Annotated in this window: 21 protein-coding genes; 11 read left to right on the plus strand and 10 right to left on the minus strand. The window is 65.8% G+C overall.

Annotation, left to right across the window (positions count from 1 at the left end; genetic code table 11):
• Positions 1-104 precede the first annotated feature (104 nt).
• Positions 105-1568, plus strand: coding sequence for a helix-turn-helix domain-containing protein (locus RCH11_RS01755; RefSeq protein WP_327055258.1), 1464 nt, complete (start codon positions 105-107; stop codon positions 1566-1568).
• Between the two features lie 57 nt (positions 1569-1625).
• On the opposite strand, the gene RCH11_RS01760 is transcribed toward RCH11_RS01755, so the two are convergent.
• The gene (locus RCH11_RS01760; protein ID WP_327055259.1) at positions 1626-3101 is read right to left on the minus strand and encodes an SDR family NAD(P)-dependent oxidoreductase; all 1476 of its coding nucleotides are present in this window, start codon (positions 3099-3101) and stop codon (positions 1626-1628) included.
• Between the two features lie 134 nt (positions 3102-3235).
• On the opposite strand from RCH11_RS01760, the gene RCH11_RS01765 reads away from it, so the two are divergent.
• Positions 3236-5179 (plus strand): hypothetical protein, encoded by a 1944-nt coding sequence (locus tag RCH11_RS01765; RefSeq protein ID WP_327055260.1) that lies wholly within the window; start codon positions 3236-3238, stop codon positions 5177-5179.
• Positions 5180-5185: 6 nt separating this feature from the next.
• Here the strand turns inward: RCH11_RS01765 and RCH11_RS01770 are convergent, their stop codons facing one another.
• Complete coding sequence (locus RCH11_RS01770; protein ID WP_327055261.1) at positions 5186-6862, minus strand: cation:proton antiporter; 1677 nt, start codon at positions 6860-6862, stop codon at positions 5186-5188.
• Positions 6863-6925: 63 nt separating this feature from the next.
• Here RCH11_RS01770 and RCH11_RS01775 point away from each other — a divergent pair, with 63 nt between their 5' ends.
• From RCH11_RS01775 to RCH11_RS01785, 3 genes are all read left to right on the plus strand, one after another.
• Positions 6926-7885 (plus strand): nucleoside hydrolase, encoded by a 960-nt coding sequence (locus RCH11_RS01775; RefSeq protein ID WP_327055262.1) that lies wholly within the window; start codon positions 6926-6928, stop codon positions 7883-7885.
• The gene (locus RCH11_RS01780; RefSeq protein ID WP_327055263.1) at positions 7878-10424 is read left to right on the plus strand and encodes a DEAD/DEAH box helicase; all 2547 of its coding nucleotides are present in this window, start codon (positions 7878-7880) and stop codon (positions 10422-10424) included. The genes RCH11_RS01775 and RCH11_RS01780 overlap by 8 nt, the downstream gene beginning before the upstream one ends.
• Before the next feature lie 165 nt (positions 10425-10589).
• Positions 10590-11327 (plus strand): tyrosine-protein phosphatase, encoded by a 738-nt coding sequence (locus tag RCH11_RS01785; protein ID WP_327055264.1) that lies wholly within the window; start codon positions 10590-10592, stop codon positions 11325-11327.
• Positions 11328-11343: 16 nt separating this feature from the next.
• Here RCH11_RS01785 and RCH11_RS01790 read toward each other — a convergent pair whose 3' ends face one another.
• A complete protein-coding gene (locus tag RCH11_RS01790) occupies positions 11344-12015 on the minus strand; it encodes a peroxiredoxin-like family protein (RefSeq protein ID WP_327055265.1) in 672 nt (223 codons plus the stop codon).
• 251 nt (positions 12016-12266) lie between these two features.
• Here RCH11_RS01790 and RCH11_RS01795 point away from each other — a divergent pair, with 251 nt between their 5' ends.
• Genes RCH11_RS01795 through RCH11_RS01805 form a run of 3 tightly spaced genes read left to right on the plus strand, consistent with a single transcriptional unit; the run spans position 12267 to position 14983 of the window.
• A complete protein-coding gene (locus RCH11_RS01795; protein WP_327055266.1) occupies positions 12267-12896 on the plus strand; it encodes an alpha/beta fold hydrolase in 630 nt (209 codons plus the stop codon).
• A gap of 10 nt (positions 12897-12906) precedes the next feature.
• Positions 12907-13581: an esterase/lipase family protein gene (locus tag RCH11_RS01800; protein WP_327055267.1), complete on the plus strand. Its 675-nt coding sequence runs from the start codon at positions 12907-12909 to the stop codon at positions 13579-13581.
• Positions 13582-13585: 4 nt separating this feature from the next.
• The gene (locus RCH11_RS01805; RefSeq protein ID WP_327055268.1) at positions 13586-14983 is read left to right on the plus strand and encodes an MFS transporter; all 1398 of its coding nucleotides are present in this window, start codon (positions 13586-13588) and stop codon (positions 14981-14983) included.
• Here RCH11_RS01805 and RCH11_RS01810 read toward each other — a convergent pair.
• On the minus strand, positions 14972-15802 hold the full coding sequence (locus tag RCH11_RS01810) for a UbiA family prenyltransferase (protein ID WP_327055269.1): 831 nt from the start codon (positions 15800-15802) through the stop codon (positions 14972-14974). The two genes, RCH11_RS01805 and RCH11_RS01810, sit on opposite strands and share 12 nt — an antisense overlap.
• Positions 15803-15853: 51 nt before the next feature.
• Here RCH11_RS01810 and RCH11_RS01815 point away from each other — a divergent pair, with 51 nt between their 5' ends.
• Positions 15854-17083 (plus strand): allantoate amidohydrolase, encoded by a 1230-nt coding sequence (locus RCH11_RS01815; protein ID WP_327055270.1) that lies wholly within the window; start codon positions 15854-15856, stop codon positions 17081-17083.
• 18 nt (positions 17084-17101) lie between these two features.
• On the opposite strand, the gene RCH11_RS01820 is transcribed toward RCH11_RS01815, so the two are convergent.
• Complete coding sequence (locus RCH11_RS01820; RefSeq protein ID WP_327055271.1) at positions 17102-18079, minus strand: NAD(P)H-quinone oxidoreductase; 978 nt, start codon at positions 18077-18079, stop codon at positions 17102-17104.
• Between the two features lie 42 nt (positions 18080-18121).
• Here RCH11_RS01820 and RCH11_RS01825 point away from each other — a divergent pair, with 42 nt between their 5' ends.
• Positions 18122-18601, plus strand: coding sequence for a hypothetical protein (locus RCH11_RS01825; protein WP_327055272.1), 480 nt, complete (start codon positions 18122-18124; stop codon positions 18599-18601).
• A 35-nt stretch (positions 18602-18636) separates the two neighbouring features.
• Here the strand turns inward: RCH11_RS01825 and RCH11_RS01830 are convergent, their stop codons facing one another.
• The 3 genes from RCH11_RS01830 to RCH11_RS01840 form a co-directional block, all read right to left on the minus strand.
• Positions 18637-19575, minus strand: coding sequence for an alpha/beta fold hydrolase (locus RCH11_RS01830; protein WP_327055273.1), 939 nt, complete (start codon positions 19573-19575; stop codon positions 18637-18639).
• Positions 19572-20603, minus strand: a complete 1032-nt coding sequence (locus RCH11_RS01835) for an FUSC family protein (protein WP_327055274.1) — start codon at positions 20601-20603, stop codon at positions 19572-19574. Before RCH11_RS01835 ends, RCH11_RS01830 begins: the two co-directional genes overlap by 4 nt.
• 105 nt (positions 20604-20708) lie before the next feature.
• Positions 20709-21074, minus strand: a complete 366-nt coding sequence (locus tag RCH11_RS01840) for a hypothetical protein (RefSeq protein ID WP_327055275.1) — start codon at positions 21072-21074, stop codon at positions 20709-20711.
• A gap of 442 nt (positions 21075-21516) precedes the next feature.
• On the opposite strand from RCH11_RS01840, the gene RCH11_RS01845 reads away from it, so the two are divergent.
• Positions 21517-21966: a hypothetical protein gene (locus RCH11_RS01845; RefSeq protein ID WP_327055276.1), complete on the plus strand. Its 450-nt coding sequence runs from the start codon at positions 21517-21519 to the stop codon at positions 21964-21966.
• A 33-nt stretch (positions 21967-21999) separates the two neighbouring features.
• Here the strand turns inward: RCH11_RS01845 and RCH11_RS01850 are convergent, their stop codons facing one another.
• Both RCH11_RS01850 and RCH11_RS01855 read right to left on the minus strand, forming a co-directional pair.
• Positions 22000-22656, minus strand: a complete 657-nt coding sequence (locus RCH11_RS01850; RefSeq protein WP_327055277.1) for a response regulator transcription factor — start codon at positions 22654-22656, stop codon at positions 22000-22002.
• On the minus strand, positions 22653-24095 hold the full coding sequence (locus tag RCH11_RS01855; RefSeq protein WP_327055278.1) for a sensor histidine kinase: 1443 nt from the start codon (positions 24093-24095) through the stop codon (positions 22653-22655). Before RCH11_RS01855 ends, RCH11_RS01850 begins: the two co-directional genes overlap by 4 nt.
• Positions 24096-24169: the final 74 nt, after the last annotated feature.

Raw genomic sequence — 24169 nt, forward strand, 5'->3', positions numbered from 1 at the left:
ATTCATGGCAGAAATTCTGTGTTTCTTCTATTTACGGCAAGAAGTTCCCGTGTCATCCTGAGCCCATGGGACCGCGGCCGTTCGACTCGCTCGAGGATGAAGACATGCTCGATTCACTGACGATCGGTCGACGCATCCGGCAACTGCGCACTTCTCGGCGGATGACCCTTGACGAAATGGGGGTCGCGATCGGGCGCGCGGCCTCCCAGGTGTCGGTCATCGAGAACGGCAGGCGCGAACTCAAACTCGGGGAACTGCAACGTTTCGCCCGCGCTCTCGACGTGTCGATCGACCAGCTGCTGAGCTCTGAGCCGCCCACCGGCCGTGCGGCGCTCGAGATCGCTCTCGAACGCGTACAGCGCGGACCCCTCTACGCTTCGCTCGGACTGCCAAAGCTCGCGGTGCGGAAGGCGATGAGCGACGAGGCGATCGAGGCGATCCTCGGTCTCTACCGCGAACTCGAGCGGGTACACAGCGAGCGCGCGGCAACGCCGGAGGAGGCCCGGCGCGCCAACACCGAGCTGCGGAAGGCCATGCGACGACGCAACAACTACTTCGCCGAGCTCGAGGATGTGGCACGGGGGCTGCTCGCGGCCGTCGGGCATACCGGTGGGCCGCTGTCCCAGCGGGTCGCAGCCGATCTGGGTACCCACCTCGGTTTTGCGCTTCACTCTGTTGCGGACCTGCCCGGATCCACGCGATCGATCACCGACCTCAATAACGGCAGGATCTACGTGCCACAGGGAGCGAGCGCGGACGCCGATCCGCGGTCGGTTGTCTTGCAGGCCCTCGCCAGCCACGTTCTCGGGCATGAGGAACCAAGTAACTATGCCGACTTCCTCGACCAGCGCGTGCAGTCCAACTATCTAGCGGCCGCCCTGCTTGTGCCCGAGAAGAGTGCCGTCGAGCTCCTCACCCGGGCGAAGCTCGCCCGCGAGCTCTCGGTGGAAGACCTCCGCGACGCCTTCGGGGTGAGCTACGAGACCGCAGCCCACCGCTTCACCAATCTTTCGACCCAGCATCTCGGCATCCCGGTGCATTTTCTCAAGGTGCATGAAAGCGGCACGGTGTCGAAGGCCTATGAGAATGACAGCGTGACGCTGCCGACGGATGCCCTCGGCGCGGTAGAGGGACAGGTCGTCTGCCGTTTCTGGAGCGCGCGCCGCGTCTTCGACGTGGCTGACCGCTTCAGCCCCTATCACCAGTACACCGACAAGCCGGCCGGTACGTACTGGTGCACTTCACGCATCCAATCAGCACCGGGCGGCCAATTCTCGGTGAGTGTTGGCACGCAATTTGCCCAGGCGAAGTTCTTCCGAGGGCGCGACACCGAGAATCGATTCACCTCGACCTGCCCTGACCCCTCGTGCTGTCGCCTGCCGCCGAGCGTCCTCGCCACCAAGTGGGATAAACACTCCTGGCCGAGTGCGCGCCTCAACTCGTCATTGCTTGCGGCGATGCCGAGCGGGGCGTTTCCCGGCGTCGACAGCACCGAGGTCTTCGAGTTTCTCGAGCGGCACGCGCCGGCCGCGAACCGGTCAGAGAGGGTCGGCTCGACCACCCGATAGAAGAACATCACTGTCGAGGAAAGCGTGAGGCTGAGAAGTCCGCAGCTGTCGTGGAAGCTACCAGGCGGCGGGCGCGTAGTCCTTCAGAAAGATCCCGGAGAGGTCTTCGCCCGCCTCGCCGCGCACGATCGGGTCGTAGACGCGTGCCGCGCCGTCCACGAGGTCGAGAGGGGCGTGGAAGCCCTCCTCCGCTAACCGGATCTTGGTGAAATGCGGCCGCTCGTCGGTGATCCAACCCGTGTCGACGCTCGTCATCAGGATGTCGTCGGTCTCCAGCATCTCCTTCGCGCTGGTTCGCGTGAGCATGTTGAGCGAGGCCTTGGCCATGTTGGTGTGCGGATGCCCCGGACCCTTGTAGCCCCGACCGAACTGTCCCTCCATTGCCGAGACATTGACGATGTACTTTCGACGGGCAGCCGACGCCGCCATCGCCGGCCTCAGGCGGGACACCAGCAGGAACGGCGCCGTGACGTTGGCGAGTTGCACCTCGAGCATCTCGAGCGGGTCAACCTCGTGCACCAATTGGGTCCAGCTGTTCTGGTCGTGCTCGTCGGGCACGAGGCCACCGGCATCGATCGCGGTGCCAGCGGCCAGGCGGGCGAGGGAGGAGGAACCGGCAGCCAGGGCCAGTTCGGTGAGCTCCGCAGCACTGAGCCCACCGGCGTTGGCGAGGATCGGATGCGAGCCCACCGATGCCGCGAGCGCCTGCGGGTGGGCATCGTTCGTGTGGCCGAAGGTGAGTAGCTCGGGGAGCGGGCCATCCGGTAGCGGCGAGTTTTCGGCATCCGCCAACGGAGCGTAGGAGCCGGGGGAGCGTCGCACCGTCTGGGCCGCGTTATTGATGAGGATGTCGAGCGGGCCAGCCTCGATCATCGCGTCGGTGAGTCCGATCACCTGGGCCGGGTCGCGCAGGTCGATTCCGACGACGCGCAGGCGGTGCAGCCACTCGCTCGCATCCGGCAGGGATGCGAATCGACGCACGGCATCGCGGGGGAATCGCGTCGTGATCGTGGTGTGCGCGCCATCCCGCAGCAGCCGAAGGGCGATGTACATGCCGATCTTTGCGCGGCCGCCGGTGAGCAGAGCGGTTTTTCCGGTGAGATCCGTTCGGGCATCCCGCCTGGCGTGATTGAGCGCGGCGCAGTCCGGGCAGAGCTGGTGGTAGAAGGCGTCGACCTGCGTGTAATGCTGCTTGCAGATGTAACACGGGCGCGATTTGAGCAGGGTGCCGGCGGTGGGCGCCGCGACCGTGATGGCCAACGGGATGCCGCGGGTCTCGTCGTCGATACGGTCGGGGGCACCGGTTGCGGTGCTGGCCACTACGGCCCGGTCGGCCTCGGCGATGACGGCTCGCTTCTCGAGCCGTCGGTTGCGCTTCACCGACTTGAACATGCGCGCGGTGGCCTGGCGCACGGCTACGAAGTCGGGGTGTTCCTCGTCGATGGCGTCCATCGCGGCGAGTACGCGAAGGGTCACCTGCAGCTCGGTCGGGTCGATGGCACCGCTCGAGTCGGCACTGCTGTTCGAAGGCACACAAGATTCTAAGCGACCGTTGATGTCGGCGAGGCGCGGGGTCTGGTTGCGAGCGGGGTCGCGGTACTACTGTGTGGACACCCCGTTGCCACGGGTGCGGCACTCGCTCCCCGTTTCGACCGGAGGTACACCACGTGATCGACTCTGAATCCGATCTGGTTGCGACCGGGGCGACGTCGCACGAAGTCAGCAGGGTCGAACTGGTGGTCGTCCACGGCATGGGTCGACAGATCGCCGGCCAGACCTTGCTCGAGTGGGCCGAACCGGTGCTGCAGAGGATGGATTGGCTAGCCAAGGGAAATCCGACCGAGAACGGGGCTTCGGCCGCGGCCCAGAAGATGGCGGAAGAGTCCACATTGCTCGCATCGGTGGAGCGGATACACGCTGCTCCGGAGCCAGGGATCGCCGAAGCCGGCGATGACTCTCAGGGCGAGCCGACGACGATCGAGTTCGGCGCCGTCGTGCTTGGCACCGAGTGCGACGAGGTGACTGCGAGCATCCAGTTCCTCGATCTCGAAGCGCACCTCCGCCGGGTGACAGTGCACATCACCGAGGCCCGCTGGTCGGAGGCGTTTCTACCGCTGTCCCGCACCCAGATCTTCACCTGGGGTCTGAATTTTGTCTTTCGGGCAGTCTGGCGGCTGCTCCGTTACCTCAGCACCGTCTTTTGGGTGACCTCGCGCGGCTTCTGGGGTATCGGAAGGGTGGTGGCAGTGGTGGCGATCTCGGCGCTGTGGATCGTCGTCGGCATTCTCACCCTCGTCGCCGTGGTCTTCCTCGCTGTGTCCGGACCGCTGCTCCTGTTTCCCTTCGTCGGCACACTCCTCAAACCGGTGGTGGATGTCCTCGTGGATTTCGTCGGCGACGTGCCCGCCTGGACCCAACGCCCGACGCGGGCGGCCGCCATGCGCCAAGTCGTCGCCGATGCGGTGTCCTCCGCACGCACCAGGGCGGAGGATTCCGATCGCGTCATCGTCCTTGCTCATTCCGAAGGCGCGGCGATCACCGCGAACCTGCTCTTCGGCGATGCCATCGACAGCCCAGAGCTTCGAGTGGATACCTTCGCCACCCTCGGCAGTGCACTGTCGCTTCTCGGGGCACCAAGCTTTACCTCACACCGCCAGACCCCGAGTGAACTCGCGGGGCCCGGATTATCGGTGAAGCTCAATCCGGTGCGGGCGTGGGCCGGGATGGATGCGGCTATCCGCCCGCGTTGGGTGGATTTCTTCGCGACCTGGGATGTCATTCCCTCCGGCCCGACATCCACTGGTCCAGCGGCTCGGCGCACTCGCTGGGCGGCGAGCTACACGCCGTCGGTGCGGTCGGCGGGCGCGGCCGTTCACCCATACGCCGAATCTTCCGAGCTCGGGCCGGAGGAGCATCCCGTGCACAACACCGCGTCCGCTTTCACTGACCACCAGTCGTATTCGGCGAACATCGTGCAGGTGATCGATCCGCTCGCCCGAATCGTGCTCGGCCTCGAGACTCTGGACGCGTCACCGACATCGGAGAGCGCCGCTGTCCGTCCTCTCGCGGCGGCGAGCGCGGAGCAGAATCGGCTCCATGTGCGTGCGGTGAAGGAGCTCGGACTCAATCGACTGCTCGTGCTCACCCTCGCGGCTCTCTGCTTCTTCGTGCCGACACTCGCCGATCTCTTCGGGCTGATTACGCGGGGACCGGCGGATATCGTCACCGCGGCGCTCAGGTGGCTGCTGCAGGTGAGGGCCGGCGAAAGCCCACTGGCCGGGGTGTTCACCTTCTCCTGGGTGCCCTATTTCGTCGTCGTCGCCGGGGCCACTGCTCTCCTGCTCTGGATCAACGCCGCGCTCTGGCAGAAGTTCGAGCGGCAGCTCGCGAGCTGTCGCTACGACCGAATCGCAGTTCCGCGGCTGCGGGTGTGGGGGCTTCTGGTGCGGGTTCCGGTGTCACTTGCACTGGTGCTCGGGCTGACTGTGGCGGGTCGCGGAAATGTCCTGCTCTTGGTGATCCTGCTCATCGGGGCGGCCGCAGTGATTGGAGCACCGTGGTTCGGCCGCATTCCGAGAATCGTCGATTCGCGCATCAGCGACGCCGGGTGAGCGCAACTACAGACGGTTCTCGATGCGGGAGGCTACCGCTGCCTCCTGGTAGTCCAGCCTCTCGATCAGGGTGTCAACGGCATTCGGATCGAGTGTGCCTCGGTTGCGCTCGGCGAGTACTGCCTCACGCTGGGCCCGGAGGAGAGTCAGCAGCAGGGTGTCGAACACGGCGGAGCCCTCGAGATCCGGCCCCTCCTGCCGGGCGGCCGCTTTCGTGCGCTGCTCTGCGATCATGCGGAACTGCTCGAGCATCTCGGGAGCGATTCCCGGGGGAGGGGAGCTCGTGAACTCTGCCACCACCCTTCCGGACGCGGCACGCACGACCTCCAACACTCGTGCGTCATTCTCGCGTCGCGTGGCGTCGTCGCTGGGAAGGCGGAGACGGCGGATCAGCGCGGGCAGGGTCGCCCCCTGGATGATCAGGGTGCCGACTGCCACAGTGAAGGCGACGGCCTGGATGAGGGCGCGGCCGAGGAACGCCTCGCCGGTGTTGGTGCTGAGCGGGATGGCGCCGGCGGCGGCGATCGTGACCACACCCCGCATCCCCGCCCACGAGACGACGACGGCCTCCGGCACTGTCATCGGCTCGAAGTCTCGTCGCGGGGGCCTGCCGCGGTTGCGTCGGGTCGCTGCCGCGCGTTCGAGTCGTTGCCGGAAGCGTTTGCTGCCGGCTCGGCGTTTCTCGAATCCGCGCTTCTGCAGGGCACCCTGGGCGTAGAGCGCGGAGACGAACACCGGCCGCACCAGCATCACAAGCAGCAGGATGACGCCGCCAAGGGCGAAGACGAGCCCGACGGGGAGCTTGGCCTCGACGACATCCCCCACCACGAATCGCAACTGCAGTCCCATGTAGGCGAAGACGAAGGCTTCGAGCAGCACGTCGAACGACGACCAGACTTGCTTCTCCTGCAGTCGAGTCTGGTACCCAACCCGGTTGTTCGCTCCACCGACGGCGAATGCGGCAAAAACCACGGCAAGGACCCCGGAGGCTTCGAGCTGTTCGGCGATGAAGTAGGCGGCGAATGGCAGCATAATCCCGAGCACCGTCTCCAGCCCGGCGTTGCCAAGAAAGCGGCGCAGGATGTTTGCCATCACCCCGAGCGCCACGCCGAGGAGGGCGCCGACGATCGCCGCGTAGGCGAAGAGAAGCACCGGATTGGCGAACAGGGTGTGCGTGCCAGCGATCGCGGAGACCGCGATGGTGAACAGCGTGAGGGCGGCGGCGTCGTTCACCAGGCTCTCACCGGTGAGGATGTCCATCACCCGGCGCGGCAGGCCGAGTTTATTGCCGATCGCGGCCGCGGTGACGGCATCCGGGGGAGCCACCACCGCTCCGAGCAGGATGGCAGTGCCCAAAGCGAGTCCCGGCACGATCGCGGAGGCGACGAAACCGACCGCGATCGCGGTGATGATCACGAGGCTTACCCCGAGGCCGAGGATCGGGCGGAGATTGCGCAGGAAGCGAAACATCGAGAAGTTGAGCGCCGCCGAGTAGAGAAGCGGGGGCAAAACCACACCGAGGATGAGTTCGCTCGACACCGCAAGGCGCGGCACACCGGGGATGAAGGAGACTCCGAAGCCAACGACCACGATGATGAGGGCTGGCTGCAGCCCCTTCCGCTTGGCGAGAGCGGTGACACCGATCGCCCCGAGCAACACAACGAAGAGCAGCACGATGTCCATGGCCCAACCGTAGTGCGGCTCCGTGCTGCGGCAGGGCGTGGAGAGATGTGGCACGGTTGACCCATGCCCAAGAAGATCCTGCTCGATTGCGACCCGGGCCTCGATGACGCGCTCGCCCTGCTGCTCGCGCACGGGGATCCGAACATCGAGCTGGTGGGTGTCACGACCGTCGGCGGCAACGTGGGACTGCCGCTGACGACCCGGAATGCACTGGCACTGCGCGAATACCTGCACTTCGAGAAGGTTCCCGTTGCCGCCGGCTCCAGCCAGCCGCTGGGCGGCGAGACGCGCAGCGCCAGTCACGTGCACGGAGAGTCGGGACTCGGCAGAACCGTGCTACCGGAGCCGATCCTCGGCGTGGACGACCGGCACGCCGTCGACTTCATCATCGAGACGGTACGGGCCACGCCGGGAGCTGTCCACCTGGTTGCGACCGGCCCACTCACCAACATCGCCCTCGCCCTCCAGAAAGAACCGGCGATCGCTCGCTTGGTCGCCTCCTTCACGATCATGGGCGGATCCTTCACCCGCGGCAACGCCACCCCCGCGGCCGAGTTCAACATCTACGCCGACCCGGCGGCCGCTCGGATGGTGTTCGACGCCGATTGGCAGGTGGTCATGGTCGGACTCGACCTCACGCTTCAGGCCACGGCCACCGGCCCGGTTGTCGAGCGCCTTGGCCGATTGGGAGTGCTCGCGCACGAGCTCATCCTGCCTCTTGCCACCTTTTGGGCCGGGGCGAATCAGGCCTGGGCGAATCAGGCCGGAGCGAACGACAGCATCGGGGATGGTCAGGCCGTGCACGACGTCTGCGCTGTCGCCCACGTCGCGCGACCGGACCTCTTCGCGTCGCGGCCGGCCCGTGTGCAGGTGGAGACCACCGGGGAGTTCACCAGCGGCATGACTGTTGTCGACTTCAACTCGCCCTTCCCGAATGCCATCGTGCCGGTGACCCTGGATGTCCCGGGCTTTTGGGCCTACGTCGAGCACATCTATTCGATGGTCGCCGAGCAGCATGCCTGACCGGCTCCTCGATCGGCTGGCCCCGGTCCGTGCCGCTGCGACCTACGACCCGGATGCCGTCTACGAGCAGTTCGTGGAGTGGGTGACCGGGCGAGGTCTGACCCTCTACCCGGCCCAGGACGAGGCGCTCATCGAGATCGTCTCCGGCGCCAACCTGATCCTCAGCACCCCCACCGGCACGGGCAAGTCGCTTGTCGCGATCGCGGCCCATTTCGCTGCTCTCGCACAGGGGCAGCGCACGTTCTACACGGCGCCGATCAAGGCCCTCGTCTCCGAGAAGTTCTTCGCCCTCGTCGACATCTTCGGCGCCGAGAACGTTGGCATGGTCACCGGGGATTCGAGTGTCAACGCCGAGGCTCCGATCATCTGCTGCACCGCCGAGATCCTGGCCAATCTCGCTCTGCGCCACGGAACGGATGCCCCGGTCGACCAGGTGGTGATGGACGAGTTCCACTTTTACTCCGACCCGGAGCGCGGCTGGGCTTGGCAGGTGCCGCTGCTCACCCTGCCTGCCGTGCAGTTCATCCTGATGTCGGCGACGCTCGGGGACGTCGAGTGGCTCGCGGCCGACCTGTCGAAGCGCAACAGCCGCGAGACCGCGGTCGTGACCGGAGTCGACCGGCCCGTTCCGCTGCACTACTCCTACGCCACCACTCCGGTGCACGAAACCGTCGAAGACCTGCTCGCCACCGGGCAGGCGCCGATTTATATCGTGCACTTCTCCCAGCTGGCCGCCCTCGAGCGTGCGCAGGCGCTCACCAGCGTCAAGATCGCAACCCGCGAGCAACGGGACGAGATCGCAGATGCCATCGGCGATTTCCGCTTCACGACCAACTTCGGGCGCACCCTCAGCCGCCTCATCCGCTCCGGTATCGGGGTGCACCATGCCGGGATGCTGCCGAAGTACCGTCGGCTCGTGGAGCAGCTTGCCCAGCAGGGACTGCTCAAGGTGATCTGCGGCACGGACACCCTCGGGGTTGGCATCAATGTGCCCATCCGCACCGTGCTGCTCACGGCGCTCACCAAGTTCGACGGCACGAAGATGCGCCAGCTCAGTGCCAGGGAGTTCCATCAGATCTCCGGTCGCGCGGGTCGCGCCGGCTTCGATACGGCGGGAACCGTGATCGTGCAGGCACCGGATCACGAGACCGAGAATGCTCGGCTGCTCGCCAAGGCCGGGGACGACCCGAAGAAGATCAAGAAGATCGTGCGCAAGCGGGCTCCCGACGGATTCGTGTCATGGGGGGAGCCGAGCTTCGCCCGTCTCGTCGCAGCGCAACCGGAGACCCTGACGTCGAGCATGCAGGTGAGTCATTCGATGGTGCTCAACGTGATCGGCCGTGGCGGCAAGCCGTTCGACGAGCTGCGGGAGCTGATCGAGAACAACCACGAGCCGAGGCCGCGACAGCGTGAACTCGCCCGCCAGGCGCTGGCGATCTATCGCACGCTGCGCACCGCGGAGATCGTGAACCAGTCGGCCGGGGGAGAGATCAGCCTCACCGTGGACCTGCAGCAGAACTTCGCGCTCAACCAGCCGCTCTCACCGTTCGCGCTTGCCGTCTTCGACCTGTTGCAGCCGGCAGAAGGCGCCGTGCAGACATCGCCCACCTACGCCCTCGACCTCATCTCGGTGCTCGAGGCCACCCTCGACGACCCCCGACCCATCCTCTCCGCGCAGCAGTTCATGGCCCGCGGCGAAGCGGTCGCGGCGATGAAAAGTGAAGGAATCGAGTACGACCAGCGCATGGAGCTGCTCGAACAGGTGACCTGGCCGAAGCCGCTCGAGGAGCTTTTGGATGCCGCTTTCCAGACCTATCGTGCGTCACAACCGTGGGTCGGCGACTTCGAACTCAGCCCAAAGTCCGTCGTGCGCGACCTCTACGAACGCGCGATGACCTTCAACGACTACATCGGTTTCTACAAACTCAATCGCTCCGAAGGGCTGGTGCTGCGCTATCTCTCTGACGCGTACAGGGCGGCCCGCCAGACCATCCCGGACGAAGCCAAGACGGAGGAACTACTCGACCTGATCGAGTGGCTCGGCGAACTGGTGCGCCAGGTCGACTCGAGCCTCCTCGACGAGTGGGAGCAGCTCATCAATCCCGCGGTTCTTATTGACGGAGTGGCAATCGAGGCATCCGCCCCGGTCCGGCCGCCGGCACCGAAGGGCGTCACGACGAACATCCGCGCGTTCCGCATCCTGGTGCGCAACGAGTTGTTCCGACGGGTGCAGCTCGCCGCCCGGGAGGATTATGAGCAGCTTGGCGAGCTGGATGCCGCGTCGGGCTTCGACGCCGATGCCTGGGCAGACGCGATGGACGCCTACTTCGACGCTCACGACACCCTCGGCACCGGCGGTGACGCCCGCAGTTCTGCGATGCTCATGGTGGATGAGGGATCCACCGGCTGGACCGTCCGGCAGATCTTCGAGGATCCGGCCGGCGACCACGACTGGGGAATCTCGGCCACGGTCGATCTCGCCGAATCCAACGCCGCCGGGGTGGCCGTCGTGCGGGTCACCGCGGTCGGGATGCTGTAGCGCCCACTGCGGTTCCTCCCCAACCACCTCCCGTCCTCCCCGTTCCTCCCCAACTACCTCCCGTTTTTCTCACCACCTCCGTGTGAGAACACGGCGGTGGTCGCAAAAGTGGAAGGTGGGAGACGGAGTCGTGCAACCGAAACCGCCTCGTTAGGATCGTCACCCATGACGACCTTCACCGGGCGCGACCAACCGACGTGGCAGGGCTCCTTCAATCTCGCGGATGTCGGGGGCCTCGACCTCCGCGACGGGGGAGTCACCCGGCCGGGTCGCGTGTTCCGCTCGGGCGGCCCGGATTACATCACGACCGGCGGCTGGCGTAGGGCGCGGGCCGCGGGCGTCAGGACAGTAATCGACCTGCGGAATCCGGGGGAAACCGCTCGTGACACCGAGAAACCGGCCGTTGATGCCGACGCGAGGGCGGGCATCCGATTCGTCTCCTGCCCCACGGAAGATCCGGACGACCCACAGTTCATCGAAATCTGCGGCCCGTGGCTCGATCACCCGGTCTCCTATGCCGACAATATCGGGCTGTATCCCGAGAAGTTTGCCGAGGTGTTTCGCGAGATTGCGGAGGCAGAGGGTGCCGTTCTCGTACATTGCGCCGCTGGCCGAGACCGCACCGGAATGGTGATATCAATGCTGCTGAGCCTGGCGAGAGTCACGCCGGAGGCGATCGCCGACGACTACGTTGCCGCCGCCATCCGTTTCAATTCGGCGCTCGGTGTCGCGCCAGGCCTCACCACGGAGACGGCCCATTCGGCCGAGGTGATGGAGGAGCGCATCGCCAGCCGACGGCCAGCCCTGCTCGCCTGGCTAGAGTCTCTCGATGTGGAGGCCTACCTGCGGGAGAGTGGCCTCAGCACCGGCGAAATCGAGTCTCTTGGCCGACTTCTGCGCTAGGCAACTTGCTTTTCACTCAACTTCTGCGCTGTTCGAGTGCGTCGACCGCCGCGAGGATGTCTGGCACCTCGGTGCGCCTGGTGTAGTCCACCTGCACGTCGGCAAACCGCACGATGCGATCGGAGTCGACAACCAGGACGGTGGGGAAGGGGATGCCGCCAGTGTCATCCGCATTGCTGTCGGCAAGGTCGAATCCGAGTTCGGTCTGGGCGATGCGAACCTCCGGGGTCGGTTCCGTGAGAATTCCGAGCGCAGTGGCCAGAAAGTTCGCCGGATCGGAGAGCACCATGAATTCGAGGGCTCCCTCGGCGATCGACAGGTTCGATGAGGTCGGTGTCTGGGGGCTGATCGCGACAAGGCCGAGACCGCGCTCGAGCAGGCGGGGCAGAAGCTCTCTCTGGTAATGAGCGAGCGCGAGGTTGCAGTACGGGCACCAGGCCCCCCGGTAGAAGACGATAACCGCGGCGTCGCTCCCGAGCGCGTCGTAGAGCCAGGCCGGAGATCCGTGCGCATCGAGCAGTGGTGCATTCGGGAGGTTCGCTCCGAGAGCGACCGAGACGACCGGTATCCCCTCCGAGCGCAGCCGGGCTTGCTCGGTGGCGAACACGGCGGTCAATCGTTCACCGATGCGGCGGTTGAAATCGACCGTGAAGTCATCCGCCTCCTGGCTGATGGTCGCCGGACCCATGGTGCCTACCTTCACTTATTGGGATGTCACGAGCCTACTTTCTCCCGGGGGAGCATTCCCTCTCTACCCGCATACGTGCGCCGATCCGGGTGCAGTCGGGTGTACTCCCATCAATTGCTCTGAAAAGCTGCGGATCATGCGCAGATTCACCAGCTCCGCAATCGGACGCGCTCGGGCAGGGCTCCTCATCGACCGGCCCGATTCGCGCACGACACAGTTGTGGGTCACCCGGCCCGCGTAGAGTCGACCCCGTGACCACGAATGACCTCCGCGTTGGCGAACGGATGCGGAACCGGGGTGTGGTCAGTCACCACTCCAGCCCGCTGCTCTCCGACGATTTCAGTGTGGTCATCGCACGTCTTGCCGGCTCGGCAGTCTCGGTCACCCCCCGCCCCTCCGTTCTCGTGCAGGGCATTGCGGTGTCCTCCCGCTACGTCCATCCCCTCGCCGAGCAGCCGACGAAATGCGGCGAGGTGGTACGCATCGATCTCCCAGGCTTGGGAGCGGCGCCGGGCCCGAAACGGGATGTCTCGATCCCGCTGAATGCGGATGTGCTCTGCGCCTTCCCGCAGAGGGCGGGTGTCGGGAACCCCATGCTCGCTGGGCACTCGATTGGCACCCCGGTCGTAACGAAGTTCGCGTCCGACTCGCCTGAGATCAGCGACCGGCGCGTGCTCATTGCGCCGACCGTGAACCCGCCCGACCGGCGCGAGAGTACGACGGCGACGGCGCTGGTGAGGGGCAGCTCGATGGAGTCGACGCGCTCCCCTCTCAACCTCGCGATTGACAACCTCGTGACTGGCTGCCTCGTGCGGTGCGGAATCCGCTGTTTCTTCGCGCCGGTGCGTTTCGCGTCACTGATCGCTAACGAGCCCGCATGACTGGTCTCCCATGATCACGGCACGGGATGCCGGAGCCGCTGTCGCCGACCGGCTCTACCAGATACGAGCGCAGGCGAAGAACCTCGTCAGGCGCGCGCCGAGCGCGAGTTATTACCGGGGAGAGCTCGCACCCGTGCTGCTGCTCCCTGGCGTGTATGAGACCTGGCAGTTCCTCCGGCCGGTGGCGGATCGGCTCAACGCCCTCGGGCATCCGATCCATACGGTGCGCGAACTGGGCTATAACCGACTGTCGATCGTCGCCTCCGCCGAGCTCGCCCAGCGCTACCTCGACCAGAAAAATCTCACCGGAGTGGTTATCGTCGCGCACAGCAAGGGCGGTCTCATCGCCAAGCACATGATGGTGATGGATGACCGCGCGGGCAGAATCGACAGGCTTGTCGCCATTAATTCTCCCTTTGGCGGCTCTACGCTCGCCGACTGGGCGCCGGTGCGTACTCTCCGCGCGTTCTCTCCGCGAGACGAGACGGTGATGACGCTCGCGGCCAACCGCGCGGCGAACGTGCGCATCACCTCCATCTACAGCCGTCTCGATCCGCTCATTCCCGGCGGCAGCGAGCTCGAAGGGGCGACGAACGTCTGCCTCTCGATGGTTGGGCATTTCCGTCCGCTCGCATCCCCGGCCCTTTTTGCCGAGGTCGAGCGTGCCGTCGCGTTGGGCAGGTAGAAGAATGGCGCCGGTGGAGAAGCGCCAGAAACTCGTGTTGGCCATTGCCGTGCTCGCCTCGTTCGTCGCGTTCCTCGACGGTTCGGTCATCACCGTGGCGCTTCCCGCCATCATCCGAGATCTCGGTGGCGGCATCAGCACCCAGCAGTGGGTGGTCGACGCCTACCTGATCTCCCTCGGATCGCTCATTCTCGTCGCGGGATCGCTGTCAGACCTCTACGGCCGCATCGTCATCCTGCGCACCGGGCTCATCGGCTTCGGCGTGGGCTCGCTGCTCTGTGCGGTGGCCCCGACCGCGGAATTCCTGATCATCGCGCGAGGAGTGCAGGGAGTGGCTGGAGCACTGCTCGTGCCGAGCTCGCTCGCGATCATCCTTTCCAATTTCCGTGGGCCGGCACAGGCGAAGGCCATCGGGCAATGGACCGGATTCACCAGCGCGGCCTTCATTCTCGGGCCGCTTCTCGGCGGCCTCTTCGTCGATCTCGCCAGCTGGCGCCTCGTTTTCGCGATCAATGTGCTGCCGATCGCCGTCACTCTCGCTCTGCTGGCCGTGCTGAAGCAGAAAGACGAGCGTGAGAAGGGCGTCGCTATCGACTACCCCGGCGCCGTGCTCGGAGTGCTGGGGCTCGGCCTGCCGGTCTTTGCCCTCATCGAGCAGGGACACTACGGCTGGGGGAGCCCGGTCATTTTTCTCCCGTTGGGCTTCGGCATCCTGTGCTTCGCCGCCTTCCTCTGGCGCGAGCGCACGGCGAAGCAGCCGATGATGCCGCTCGCGCTCTTCACAGTGCGAAACTTCGCCTGGGGCAACGTCACCACCACTTTCGTCTATGCCGCACTCTCGCTCGGCGGCTTCCTCCTCGCGGTGTATTTGCAGCAGGTGGCTGGCTACCCGGCGACTCTCGCCGGGCTGGCGACGCTACCGGTCACGATCATCAGCATCCTGTTTTCCAGCCGAATCGGTTCCCTGGCTGGCAAACGAGGCCCGCGCCTGTTCATGACGGCCGGGCCGCTGATCGCCGCGGTCGGCTTCTTCCTCTACGTGTTTGCCGGGGCCCATCCCGACTACTGGACGCAGATCCTGCCTGGCGTCATTTTCTTTGGGATCGGGATGACAATCACCGTCGCCCCTCTCACCAGCGCCATCCTCGGGGCTATCGACGAACGCCAGGCCGGCATCGGCTCCGCGATCAACAATGCGGTCTCGCGGGTCGCCGGGCTCGTCGCGATCGCCTTCATCGGGCTCATCGTCGGACCGCAACTCGGCGTCGAGGGATTCCAGCGGGGGATGGTCGTCACTGCGATCCTGCTCATGCTCGGTGGGGCGACCTCGTGGATCGGCATCCGCAACTTCGTCGAGAAGGCACCGGTGCGAGGTGCGGAGGGCGTTGCGTCAGGCGAGTAGGCGTGGTCCACTGAACGACAGCAGCACGACGTTCACGAGCGCGGCGGCGATGATCAACTGAAAGAGCAGGCGGGTCGGCGAGCGTCTCAGCACGACGGCAATGGCCACCGCGAGCAGCAGCGTCAGCGCGAGCCCGATCCACTGGAGTGCGGTCTTGTCGCCCGCCGGACCGAAGAACGCCGCCGCAGCTCCGGCGGCGAGCGATGTCCAGATCACGACTCCGGATGCGGTGCGTCCGATCCGATGCGGCAGCCCGGCGATACCCGTGCGGGCGTCGTCGTCGAGATCGGGCAGCACGTTGGCGAAGTGTGCAGCGACCCCGAGCAGTGCGCCGAGCGCGAGCGCCCACGCGGCGGCAGCCGCAGGCACCGGCCGGGCGAGTGTCGCGATCATCGGCAGCAGCCCGAAGCTCACAATGTAGGGAAGCACCGACACCGGGGTGTTCTTCAGGCCGAGGTTGTAGCTCCAGGCCGAGAGGATGAAGACTGTGTGGGCGAGCGTGGCAAGCAGCCCGAGTGGCAACGTGAGTAGGATCGCCGCCACCGCCGTGACGAATGAAGCCGCCCGCACCGTGCCGACACTCACCCGGCCCGCCGCCACCGGCTTGTCGGTGCGCCCGACGGCGCGATCCCGCTCGGCGTCGATCCAGTCGTTGGAGAGCCCCACCGAGAGCTGGCCGAGCAGGATTGCGACGCCGAGGATCGCGACGTGCAGCGGATCAAGCCCAACCGCGATCCCGAGCACGACCGCGACCGCACCCACCGCGACACTCGGCCCCGGGTGGCTCGAGAGGGCCAGCGCGGCGAGAATTCGAGGCATTCGCTCATGTTACTTCCGTGAGCCTTGGGGCCTCGCACTATCGTGGGGACCATGCCAGAGCCCCGTTCGACAGATACGGTCTCCGGACTCCTCGCCGAGATTGCGGATGTGGGTCGGGACCGCCAGCGTGGAGGGTACTCCCGCCCGGTATTCTCGACGGCCGAGCGAGATCTCGGGGTCTGGTTCACCGCGCATGCCGAGCGGCGCGACCTCGACGTGCACACCGATCTGAACGGCATCCTCTGGGCGATACTGGGCGACGCCTCGGCGGGGGATGTCGTCGTCACCGGGAGCCATCTCGATTCGGTACCGGGAGGGGGTGCCTTCGATGGTCCCCTCGGTGTCTGCTCCGCGCTTGTTGCACTGGACAAGCTGAGGGCTCGCGGCATCACTCCAGGGAGACCGCTCGCGATCGCCGTCTTTCCCGAGGAGGAGGGATCACGCTTCGGCGTCGCCTGCCTGGGATCGCGGCTGCTCGCCGGGGCGATCGATCCGGATCGGGCCCGCGGTCTTGTGGATGAGAATGGCGCGAGCTTCGCCGAAGTTGCCGCAGCGAGCGGCCTCGACCCTCGATTCATCGGGCAGGACGACGGAACACTCGCCTCGATCGCCACCTTTCTCGAACTGCACGTCGAGCAGGGTCGTGGCCTCGTCGACCTCGCGCAGCCGGTGGGCATCGCGCGGTCTATCCTCGGTCATGGCCGCTGGCGCATCATCGTTTCCGGCCAGGGTAACCATGCGGGAACCACACTGATGGCCGACCGTCGCGACCCGATGGTCGCCGCGGCCCGGATCGTCGTGGCGGTGCGCGAAGCTGCTCTGGCCCACCCGCAGTCCCGGGCAACGGTCGGCCGCCTCACTCCGGTGCCTGGCGGTACCAATGTGATCGCCTCGAGCGTCGACCTCTGGCTGGACCTGCGGCATCCGAATGATGCGACCACCGCCGCTGTTCTGCGGCGTATCACCGCCGACGCCGACCGTATTGTCGCCGAAGAACGCTGCGCCGTGCGGATCCTGGAGGAGTCAGTGACTGGAACCATGCATTTCCGGACCGGACTGCGCGACCGGCTTGCGGGCATCCTGCCGGGATCCCCTCTTCTCGACACCGGGGCCGGCCATGATGCGGGTGTGTTGAGCTCCCGGGTCGAGACGGCCATGCTCTTCGTGCGCAATCCAACGGGTGTCTCGCACTCGCCGGAGGAGCACGTGGAGCAGGATGACGCGGAGGCGGGGGCCACCGCCCTCGCCGATGCGCTGCAGTCGCTTCTCGTGCGGGCCTGACCTACGGCAGAAGCTGAGCTACGGCAGTAGCAGCAGTTTGCCGATGTGCTCGGACGATTCAAGTCGCTGGTGCGCACTGGCGGCATCAGCGAGGCTGAATCGGCTGTCGATCACCGGCACTACCTGACCGGTGGTGACGAGCGGCCAGACGTTCTCGCGCACGCTCGCGAGGATCTCGTCCTTCTCTGCAATGGATCGCGCGCGAAGGGTAGACCCGTGGATTGACAGCCACCGGCGCATCATCAGTCCGAGGTCGAGCGTGCCGGGCTCGCCGCTGAGATTCGCGATGTTGACGAGGCGTCCGTGCGGCGCGAGCACGGCGAGGTTGCGCTCGAGGTAACCTCCGCCGATCGAATCGAGGATCACATCGACACCGCGGCCGTCGGTCGCTTCCGCAATCCGCTCGGCGAAGTCCTCCGTGCGGTAGTTGATGAGGATCGCAGCCCCCAGTCGTTCGCAGGCTGCAAGCTTGGCCGTCGACCCCGCCGTCACAGCAACGAGGCTGCCGAATGCCCGGGCCAGCTGGATGGCGATAGTGCCGATCCCGCTCGATCCACCGTGAACGAGCAGCGTCTCGCCCGCGCGGATCGCCGCGGTGAGGAAGACGTTCGACCACACCGTCGCGATCGCCTCGGGAAGGCCGGCGGCATCCACAAGGTCGAGGGAGTCGGGCACCGGCAACAGCTGGCCCTCGGCGGCGAGGGCGAGGGAGGCATAGCCGCCACCCGGAAGCAGGGCACAGACGCGGTCGCCCACCGCCCAGCCGCTCACACCGGGGCCGAGCGAAGAAATGATGCCCGAAACCTCCATTCCCATCAGCGGGGAGGCACCGGTCGGCGAGGGATAATGCCCCTCCCGCTGCCCGATGTCGGCTCGGTTGACCCCCGCTGCCGCGACCTCGATGAGCACCTCACCGTGACCGGCGGTCGGGTCGGGGAGTTCCGCGAAGACGAGGGAATCGGTACCCCCGGGATTGGGGACAGTGATGGCATGCATTATTGAACGCTACGCCCAGCCGCTGCAACTAAGTTGGAAGCCATGCCACTCGTAACGGATGCTGCAGGCCTCGCCGCGCTCCTTCCGGGAACGTGGAGCGTCGGCGCGACGAACTCCCCGATGTGGCTGGGTGGTGACCGTCTTCGGCCGCGGTTTCGCTATGACCTGAAGAGCGCCGATCCGCTTGTCTTCGACGATGTGGTCAGCTACACGCGGGGTGACGGGGTCGAGAGGATCATTTGCGGCAGGGACCGCTTTCGTGCCGATGGCTTCGTCTGGCGCGGCACCCGCCTTCGCTCTCTGATGACGAGCCGCTGGTCGGTTATCGGGGCAACGGAGGATTCGAACATTGCGGTCATCCGTTTCACCAAATCACGCCTGAGTCCCGCGGGTGTCGACGTCATCGTGCGCGACGGCACCGATTCGCACGCGTTCCGCACCGCGGTCGCCGGACTTTCCGAGTCTCTTGGACTGACCCAGGGCGAATTCGCGAGCCTGACCTGGCTCGAGTTGGCGGACTGACCGGTACCTCCTGTCAATCGGCGGGCATGCCGCGCTCAGGCCTCGCTGTAGCCCAGCGCCCTGAGCACGGACCGAGGGCGTTCGACCACTCCGAAGTGGCCGCAGTCTGTGATGACCGTGCGAACGCTCGACGGCAGCAGACGTCCGAGATGGTCGAGGTCCTCTTGGGTCACAAATACGTCGCGATCGCCCTTTGTCGCGCGCACGGGACATTCGATGGCGGCCCAGCGCGCATCCGCGTCATAGCCCCGCGTCACCCTCGCTGCCGTCGCGAATGACCGTGGTCGAATCTCCACCGCCAGGGCGTGACCCTGCGTCCTCGGCACCTCGCGCCAGTGTCGAAAGAGTGGGAATGTCGCCGGGCGAAGCAGCCCAATCGCGCCGACTCCGCGCACGAGAGCCGAGCCCACCGGGCCGAGCGTCGCGAGAAATTGCATGACCCGCCAGAGCATTGTGAATCCGGGTAGCTCACGGAAGCGCCGTACCGGGTGCTCCACAGAGTGAATGATCGAGAACGTCGTGCCCGACACCATCCCCACCGACAGCACGGCCTGGGGCCAGATCGAAGCCATGTGCAGGGCAATGAATCCGCCGAGGGAGTGGCCGACGAGATCCCACTCGGTGTAACCGAGCTCCTCGGCCATGTCTTTGACCAGAGAGCAGATGGCGAGCACCGGGTCGTCAAGCGGCCCATCGGCGAGGTGCGCGTCGCCCCATCCCGGCAGGTCGAAGATCACGATGTCGCCGAGGTCGATGCGGTCGGCGACCGCGGCCTGCACCAGAGGTGTCCAGGTGGTCCACGACCCGGCGGCGCCGTGCAGGAACAGGGTTGCTCGAGTGGACCTGCGTCGCGGCGGATGTCTCGCGACACAGGTGCCGAGTGGGCTCGAAACCGTTGTGGTGGCGAGACCGAGCGAGGCGGCATCCGAGATGAGCTCGAACGGAGCGTAGCTCTCGAGGGTTTTGATGGTCATCCTGCGTCCTCGCCAATGATGACTTCTCGCACCCGGCGGAGATCTTCGAGTAGCGAACCGACCAGGATCCAGTTGTCCGGATCGGGCAGCGCGATGACGAGCGGCGCGGTGAGAGCCGGGAGCTCGGCGGTGAGCGGCATCGGATTGACTGTCGGCTCGTCCCGGGCGAGCAGGCGCAGGTCGTGCGCAGCACGATCGAGTTCGAGTGCTATCGAGGCGACGAAAAAGTCGTCGGTGAGCCGCGGGTCGTAATTGTCGTGCAGGGCACGGGCCATCCCGGTGACGCGGGTCACCAGGACGCCGAGTGAGTCGAGAAGATCCCGATCGTGCTCGAGGCGCTCGCGATAGCGCCCACGCCGCGGATTGAGCATGAGGGACTCGTCCGCCCGCACCAGGGCATCCTTCGCGGAATTGCGCAGCCCCGGCAGTTGTCGGGCGGCAGTGAGCATCGAGGTGAGTTCCGGGGCGGTCAGCGGCGTGCGCAGGGCCGTCGCGAATGCCGACAGCGTATCGGCCACCCGTTCGGCAAGCCGAACTACTGCGGCGTGGGCCGGAGTGAGAAGCACGGGCGGCACGATGATGGTGTTGATCGCCAGCCCGACCACTGCCCCGATCACGGTTTCGATCACGCGGTTGACCGCGTACCCCGGCGTGTTCGTTCCGATCGCGATCACGAGCATCGCGCTGATCGGAATTTGCGTGGCGGAACCAGGGGAGAGCCGGAGTGCCCACGCGATGAGCAGTGAAACAACGATGATTCCGAGCACGATCGCGCTCGAATGTCCGAAGAGGATGCCAGCCGCATAGGCGAGGATCACGCCAAAGATCACACCGACACTGCGCTCGATCCCCTTCGCGAGCGACTGGTTGACGCTCGGCTGCACGACAAGCAGCGCCGCGATCGCCGCGAAGATCGGCAGCGGCTGGCCCAGGGTCACCGTGCAGAGGAGCCAGGCGATGATGGCGGCGACGGAGGTCTTGATCACCTGGAGAAGCGGACTGCGTGACGAGGCGCGCAGTGAGGCCATCAGTCGCATCCACCCAGAGTATCCGGCCAGTGTGACCCACGAGGTCGGGAGTCGGTCTGCGGGCGAACCGCGTGCACGCGCAGTCGAGCTGGCAGCTCGATCGGCCTACTCGGTCGGAAGCTGAGGGCCGCTGATGTCGCCGGTGGTCGGCGGATCGACAGTGGGGGACACGATGACCGAGGATGACCCCGTGATGCCCGGCTGGGGGATGCCGGACGGGGATGCATCTGCGGCTGACGCGACTGTAGATCCGCCGAGCGCAACGCTCACGAGCAGTGCGCTCACGAGGATTCCGGCTGCAGAAACTCCGCTTGCTGCCGCGGTCACACCGGTCAGCCGTCCAGCGCGGCGCGAAAGCCTCACAAAAACGGCGATGGCTACGAGGGCGACTGTCGCAAGAGAGACAGTGAGCACTAGTGGCAGGGTAATCGCATCGGTCGCCGCGGACGCGGCAGCAAGCGCAGCATTCATGTGCTGGCTGTTCCTTTCGGGTAAGGAACGGTTCATGTCGGGTACATGAACTGTGTATCGGTCTGTCCGTCTTTTGGGGGACATCGGACCGATATGAGAGAACGTACCAGCCCCTCATTCGCGGGGCAACCCGCTATGTGCCCCAATTTGGGGGCGTGGCGGTGAATTTTGCCGGTATTGCTCAAAACAACGGCTTTCTGCCCCGTGATGCTGTCCGATCGGGTGCTCTTCGTCTGGCGCGAGTGACGGCAGCGGTCACCAACTGATATGAGAGGGCTCTCATCCTTATCTCTTACTCATCTCATGGCCGACATGAAGAGTCAGAAAGGCAGAAGACGCGCGCACATCCGAATCGGGTCGTTGCGGCGCTTCAACGTGGTGGCAACGGATTCACACCCTGCACTGGCGGAAGGCAGATCCCCTGAATATCTCGCGCACGATCGTGCTCACTGGTGTCGTTACCCTCGCTGTATTCGCGCTCGGTTCGGCCGGAGCGGCAGCAGTCGCGCATACCCTCATCATCGAAGACCGCACCGGTGCCACGCAGAAGATCGCCCCGGTGACCACCGGCATGACCAACCCCTCACCGAGTCCATCGGTGCTCGATGATAAATCGCTGGATCCGACCGGTACGACCACGGTGAGGCCAGCCGACCCGGTGTATGTCGACGACCATGGTGACGCGCATCCAAGTGGCACCGATGACGGTGTCGCCCACGACCTCGGCGAAGGCACGGGCGCGTCGCATGATTCGAGTTCGGGCACCGGCGAATCGGAGGGGTCCACTTCGGGAACTGGACGCTCGGGCGACAGCGGCTCCTCAGTCGACAGCGGTTCCCCGAGTGGCAGCGGTGCCGGTGGCGGTTCGGACGACACCGGCGGACACCGCTGACAGCAGTCGTGCCGACCCGATGCGCGGCAGGAGCTACCGCAACCGGTAGCCCATTCCGCGCACCGTTTCTATGTGCTCCGCCCCGAACTTGGCACGCAGGTAGCGCACGTAGACGTCCACGACGTTCGACCCCGGATCGAAATCGAACCCCCATACCCGGCTCAAGAGCTGCTCGCGACTGAGCACCTGGTCGGGATGGCGCAGGAACTCCTCAGCCAAGCCGAATTCCCGCGCGGAGAGGTCGACGGTGCGTGCCCCAATTGTTGCTCGCCTGGTGCGCGTATCGAGGCTGAGGTCGCCATAGCTGAGAAGTGTGCGCTCGGCCGGGCCAGCATCCTTCACTCGCAGTCGAATGCGGGCGAGCAGTTCGTCGAACCGGAACGGCTTTGACATGTAGTCGTTCGCGCCACCCTCCAGTCCAGCGACGGTATCCGCCCCCGAGTCCCGTGCCGTGAGGATGATGACCGGAATGGTCGAGCCGGACGAGCGCAACCGGCGCAGCACCTCGAAGCCGTCCAGGCCGGGTAGGCCGATGTCGAGCACAAGGAGGTCGAACGACCCGGTTGAGGCGAAGTCGAGTGCGTCACCCCCGTTGGCCACCACGTGAGAGCTGTATCCCGCGGCTCGCAGGCCCTTCTCGATAAACGAGGAGATGCGTTCTTCGTCCTCTGCGATGAGAATTCCGCTCATGCGTGGCGTTCCGATTCGACGTCGTGACGCGCGAGGCCGAGGGGAAGCTCGAGGGTGAAGGTCGATCCGATTGAAGGCGCGCTCTTCAGGCGCACCAGACCGCGGTGGGCGTGGATGATGGTCGTGACGATTGCGAGTCCGAGCCCGGCGCCACTCTCGCCGCGCCCCTCCTCTTCGCGCCGGAATCTCTCAAAGATGCGCTCGTGCGCCTCCGGCGGGATTCCCGGGCCGAAGTCGGTGACCCAGAGCTCCAGGAATTCCCCGCCGAGGTCCTCCACGATGCGGCTGCCAATCTCGATCGGCAGCCCGGGCGTCCCGTGGCGGTTGGCGTTGGCGGCGAGCTGGAACCACGCCTGGGTGATGCGGGCTGGATCGAGGTTCGCCACTGCGTCCGCTGTCTGCACTAGCCTCCAGTCCCGCTTTGGGATCGCTGAGAGCTTTCGAAAGACCGTCTCGGTGAGGCTGCGCACGTCAGTCGGCTCGATCGTCACCTCGGAGAGACGCTGCACGGAAGCGAGCAGCGAGATATCAGCGACGAGCATGTTCATACGATCCAGTTCGTCGATTGCGAGCGTGCGGATCTGAGCTACCTGCTGCGGGTCTTCGACATCCAGCAGCTCGAGCTGGCCTCGTAAAATCGTGATCGGAGTCTTCAATTCGTGACCCACATCGTCGAGGAGTTGCCGTTGCCCCTCGAGGGAGGCCTGCAGGCGGTCGAGCATCTCGTTGACCGTGACCGTTAGTTCGGACACGTCGTCTCCTCCCGCGACGGGGATGCGCTCGACGAGGTCCGATCCCGTGATTCGTCGGGCGGTATCGCGCAGCACCCGCAACGGCCTCAGCAGGCGCCCGGCCACAAACCAGCCGACCAGCCCAACAGCCAGGAGCGCGGCCGCGGCCACCAGGAGGAAAGTGCGGAAGGCTTGAGCGATTGGCCAGAGCTCGGCGTCGATACTGTACGCGGCGACGTAAACCCCGGTCGCGCTGTCACCGCCAGCCCTTACCGGCACCGCAAGGTAGCGGAAGGCGCCGCGGGACCCGACATCCGTTCCGAGCACGACGCTCCCCGCCCGAGTCTCACGATTAACCCGCGAAATGAGAGCCGAGTCTTTCTGGAGGGAGACTCCCACTTGACTGCCGGGCACGACCGCGGACTTGCCGTCGATGATTCCGAGAATGCCCTCATTGGTGTCGGGGGTGATCTGCTGGATGGCGGCGGTGAGAAGGTCGCGTACGCTCCCGTACTGCTTTTCGGTTGCGATCGAGTGCAGGCGGGTCGCGGTGTCATTCAGCCGCTGGTCGACCTGCGCGAGCACCCGCTCGCGCTGCACCAGGAACGCCGAACCACCAGCGATGGTCATTCCCGCGGCGGCAACGATGAGCATAGCCGCGAGGATGCGCACCCGCACGGAGACGGTGACCGGGCGGCGGCGAGACATGCCCTCATTATCGAGGAATGGTTACCCAGCCACTTCCAAGATGAGAGAGGTCTCATGCGCGTACCTTGGAGCAG

Origin of the sequence: Glaciihabitans sp. GrIS 2.15 (genome assembly GCF_035984695.1) — a bacterium.
In the GTDB taxonomy this organism is placed as follows: Bacteria; Actinomycetota; Actinomycetes; order Actinomycetales; family Microbacteriaceae; genus Lacisediminihabitans.

Coding starts and splice junctions, on each gene's coding strand:
- RCH11_RS01800 (WP_327055267.1), top strand. CDS start 12,907: ATGATCACGGCACGGGATGCCGGAGCCGCTGTCGCCGACCGGCTCTAC.
- RCH11_RS01780 (WP_327055263.1), top strand. CDS start 7,878: ATGCCTGACCGGCTCCTCGATCGGCTGGCCCCGGTCCGTGCCGCTGCG.
- RCH11_RS01805 (WP_327055268.1), top strand. CDS start 13,586: ATGGCGCCGGTGGAGAAGCGCCAGAAACTCGTGTTGGCCATTGCCGTG.
- RCH11_RS01840 (WP_327055275.1), bottom strand. CDS start 21,074: ATGAATGCTGCGCTTGCTGCCGCGTCCGCGGCGACCGATGCGATTACC.
- RCH11_RS01785 (WP_327055264.1), top strand. CDS start 10,590: ATGACGACCTTCACCGGGCGCGACCAACCGACGTGGCAGGGCTCCTTC.
- RCH11_RS01830 (WP_327055273.1), bottom strand. CDS start 19,575: ATGACCATCAAAACCCTCGAGAGCTACGCTCCGTTCGAGCTCATCTCG.
- RCH11_RS01850 (WP_327055277.1), bottom strand. CDS start 22,656: ATGAGCGGAATTCTCATCGCAGAGGACGAAGAACGCATCTCCTCGTTT.
- RCH11_RS01835 (WP_327055274.1), bottom strand. CDS start 20,603: ATGGCCTCACTGCGCGCCTCGTCACGCAGTCCGCTTCTCCAGGTGATC.
- RCH11_RS01820 (WP_327055271.1), bottom strand. CDS start 18,079: ATGCATGCCATCACTGTCCCCAATCCCGGGGGTACCGATTCCCTCGTC.
- RCH11_RS01775 (WP_327055262.1), top strand. CDS start 6,926: ATGCCCAAGAAGATCCTGCTCGATTGCGACCCGGGCCTCGATGACGCG.
- RCH11_RS01755 (WP_327055258.1), top strand. CDS start 105: ATGCTCGATTCACTGACGATCGGTCGACGCATCCGGCAACTGCGCACT.
- RCH11_RS01810 (WP_327055269.1), bottom strand. CDS start 15,802: ATGCCTCGAATTCTCGCCGCGCTGGCCCTCTCGAGCCACCCGGGGCCG.
- RCH11_RS01770 (WP_327055261.1), bottom strand. CDS start 6,862: ATGGACATCGTGCTGCTCTTCGTTGTGTTGCTCGGGGCGATCGGTGTC.
- RCH11_RS01815 (WP_327055270.1), top strand. CDS start 15,854: ATGCCAGAGCCCCGTTCGACAGATACGGTCTCCGGACTCCTCGCCGAG.
- RCH11_RS01825 (WP_327055272.1), top strand. CDS start 18,122: ATGCCACTCGTAACGGATGCTGCAGGCCTCGCCGCGCTCCTTCCGGGA.
- RCH11_RS01855 (WP_327055278.1), bottom strand. CDS start 24,095: ATGTCTCGCCGCCGCCCGGTCACCGTCTCCGTGCGGGTGCGCATCCTC.
- RCH11_RS01790 (WP_327055265.1), bottom strand. CDS start 12,015: ATGGGTCCGGCGACCATCAGCCAGGAGGCGGATGACTTCACGGTCGAT.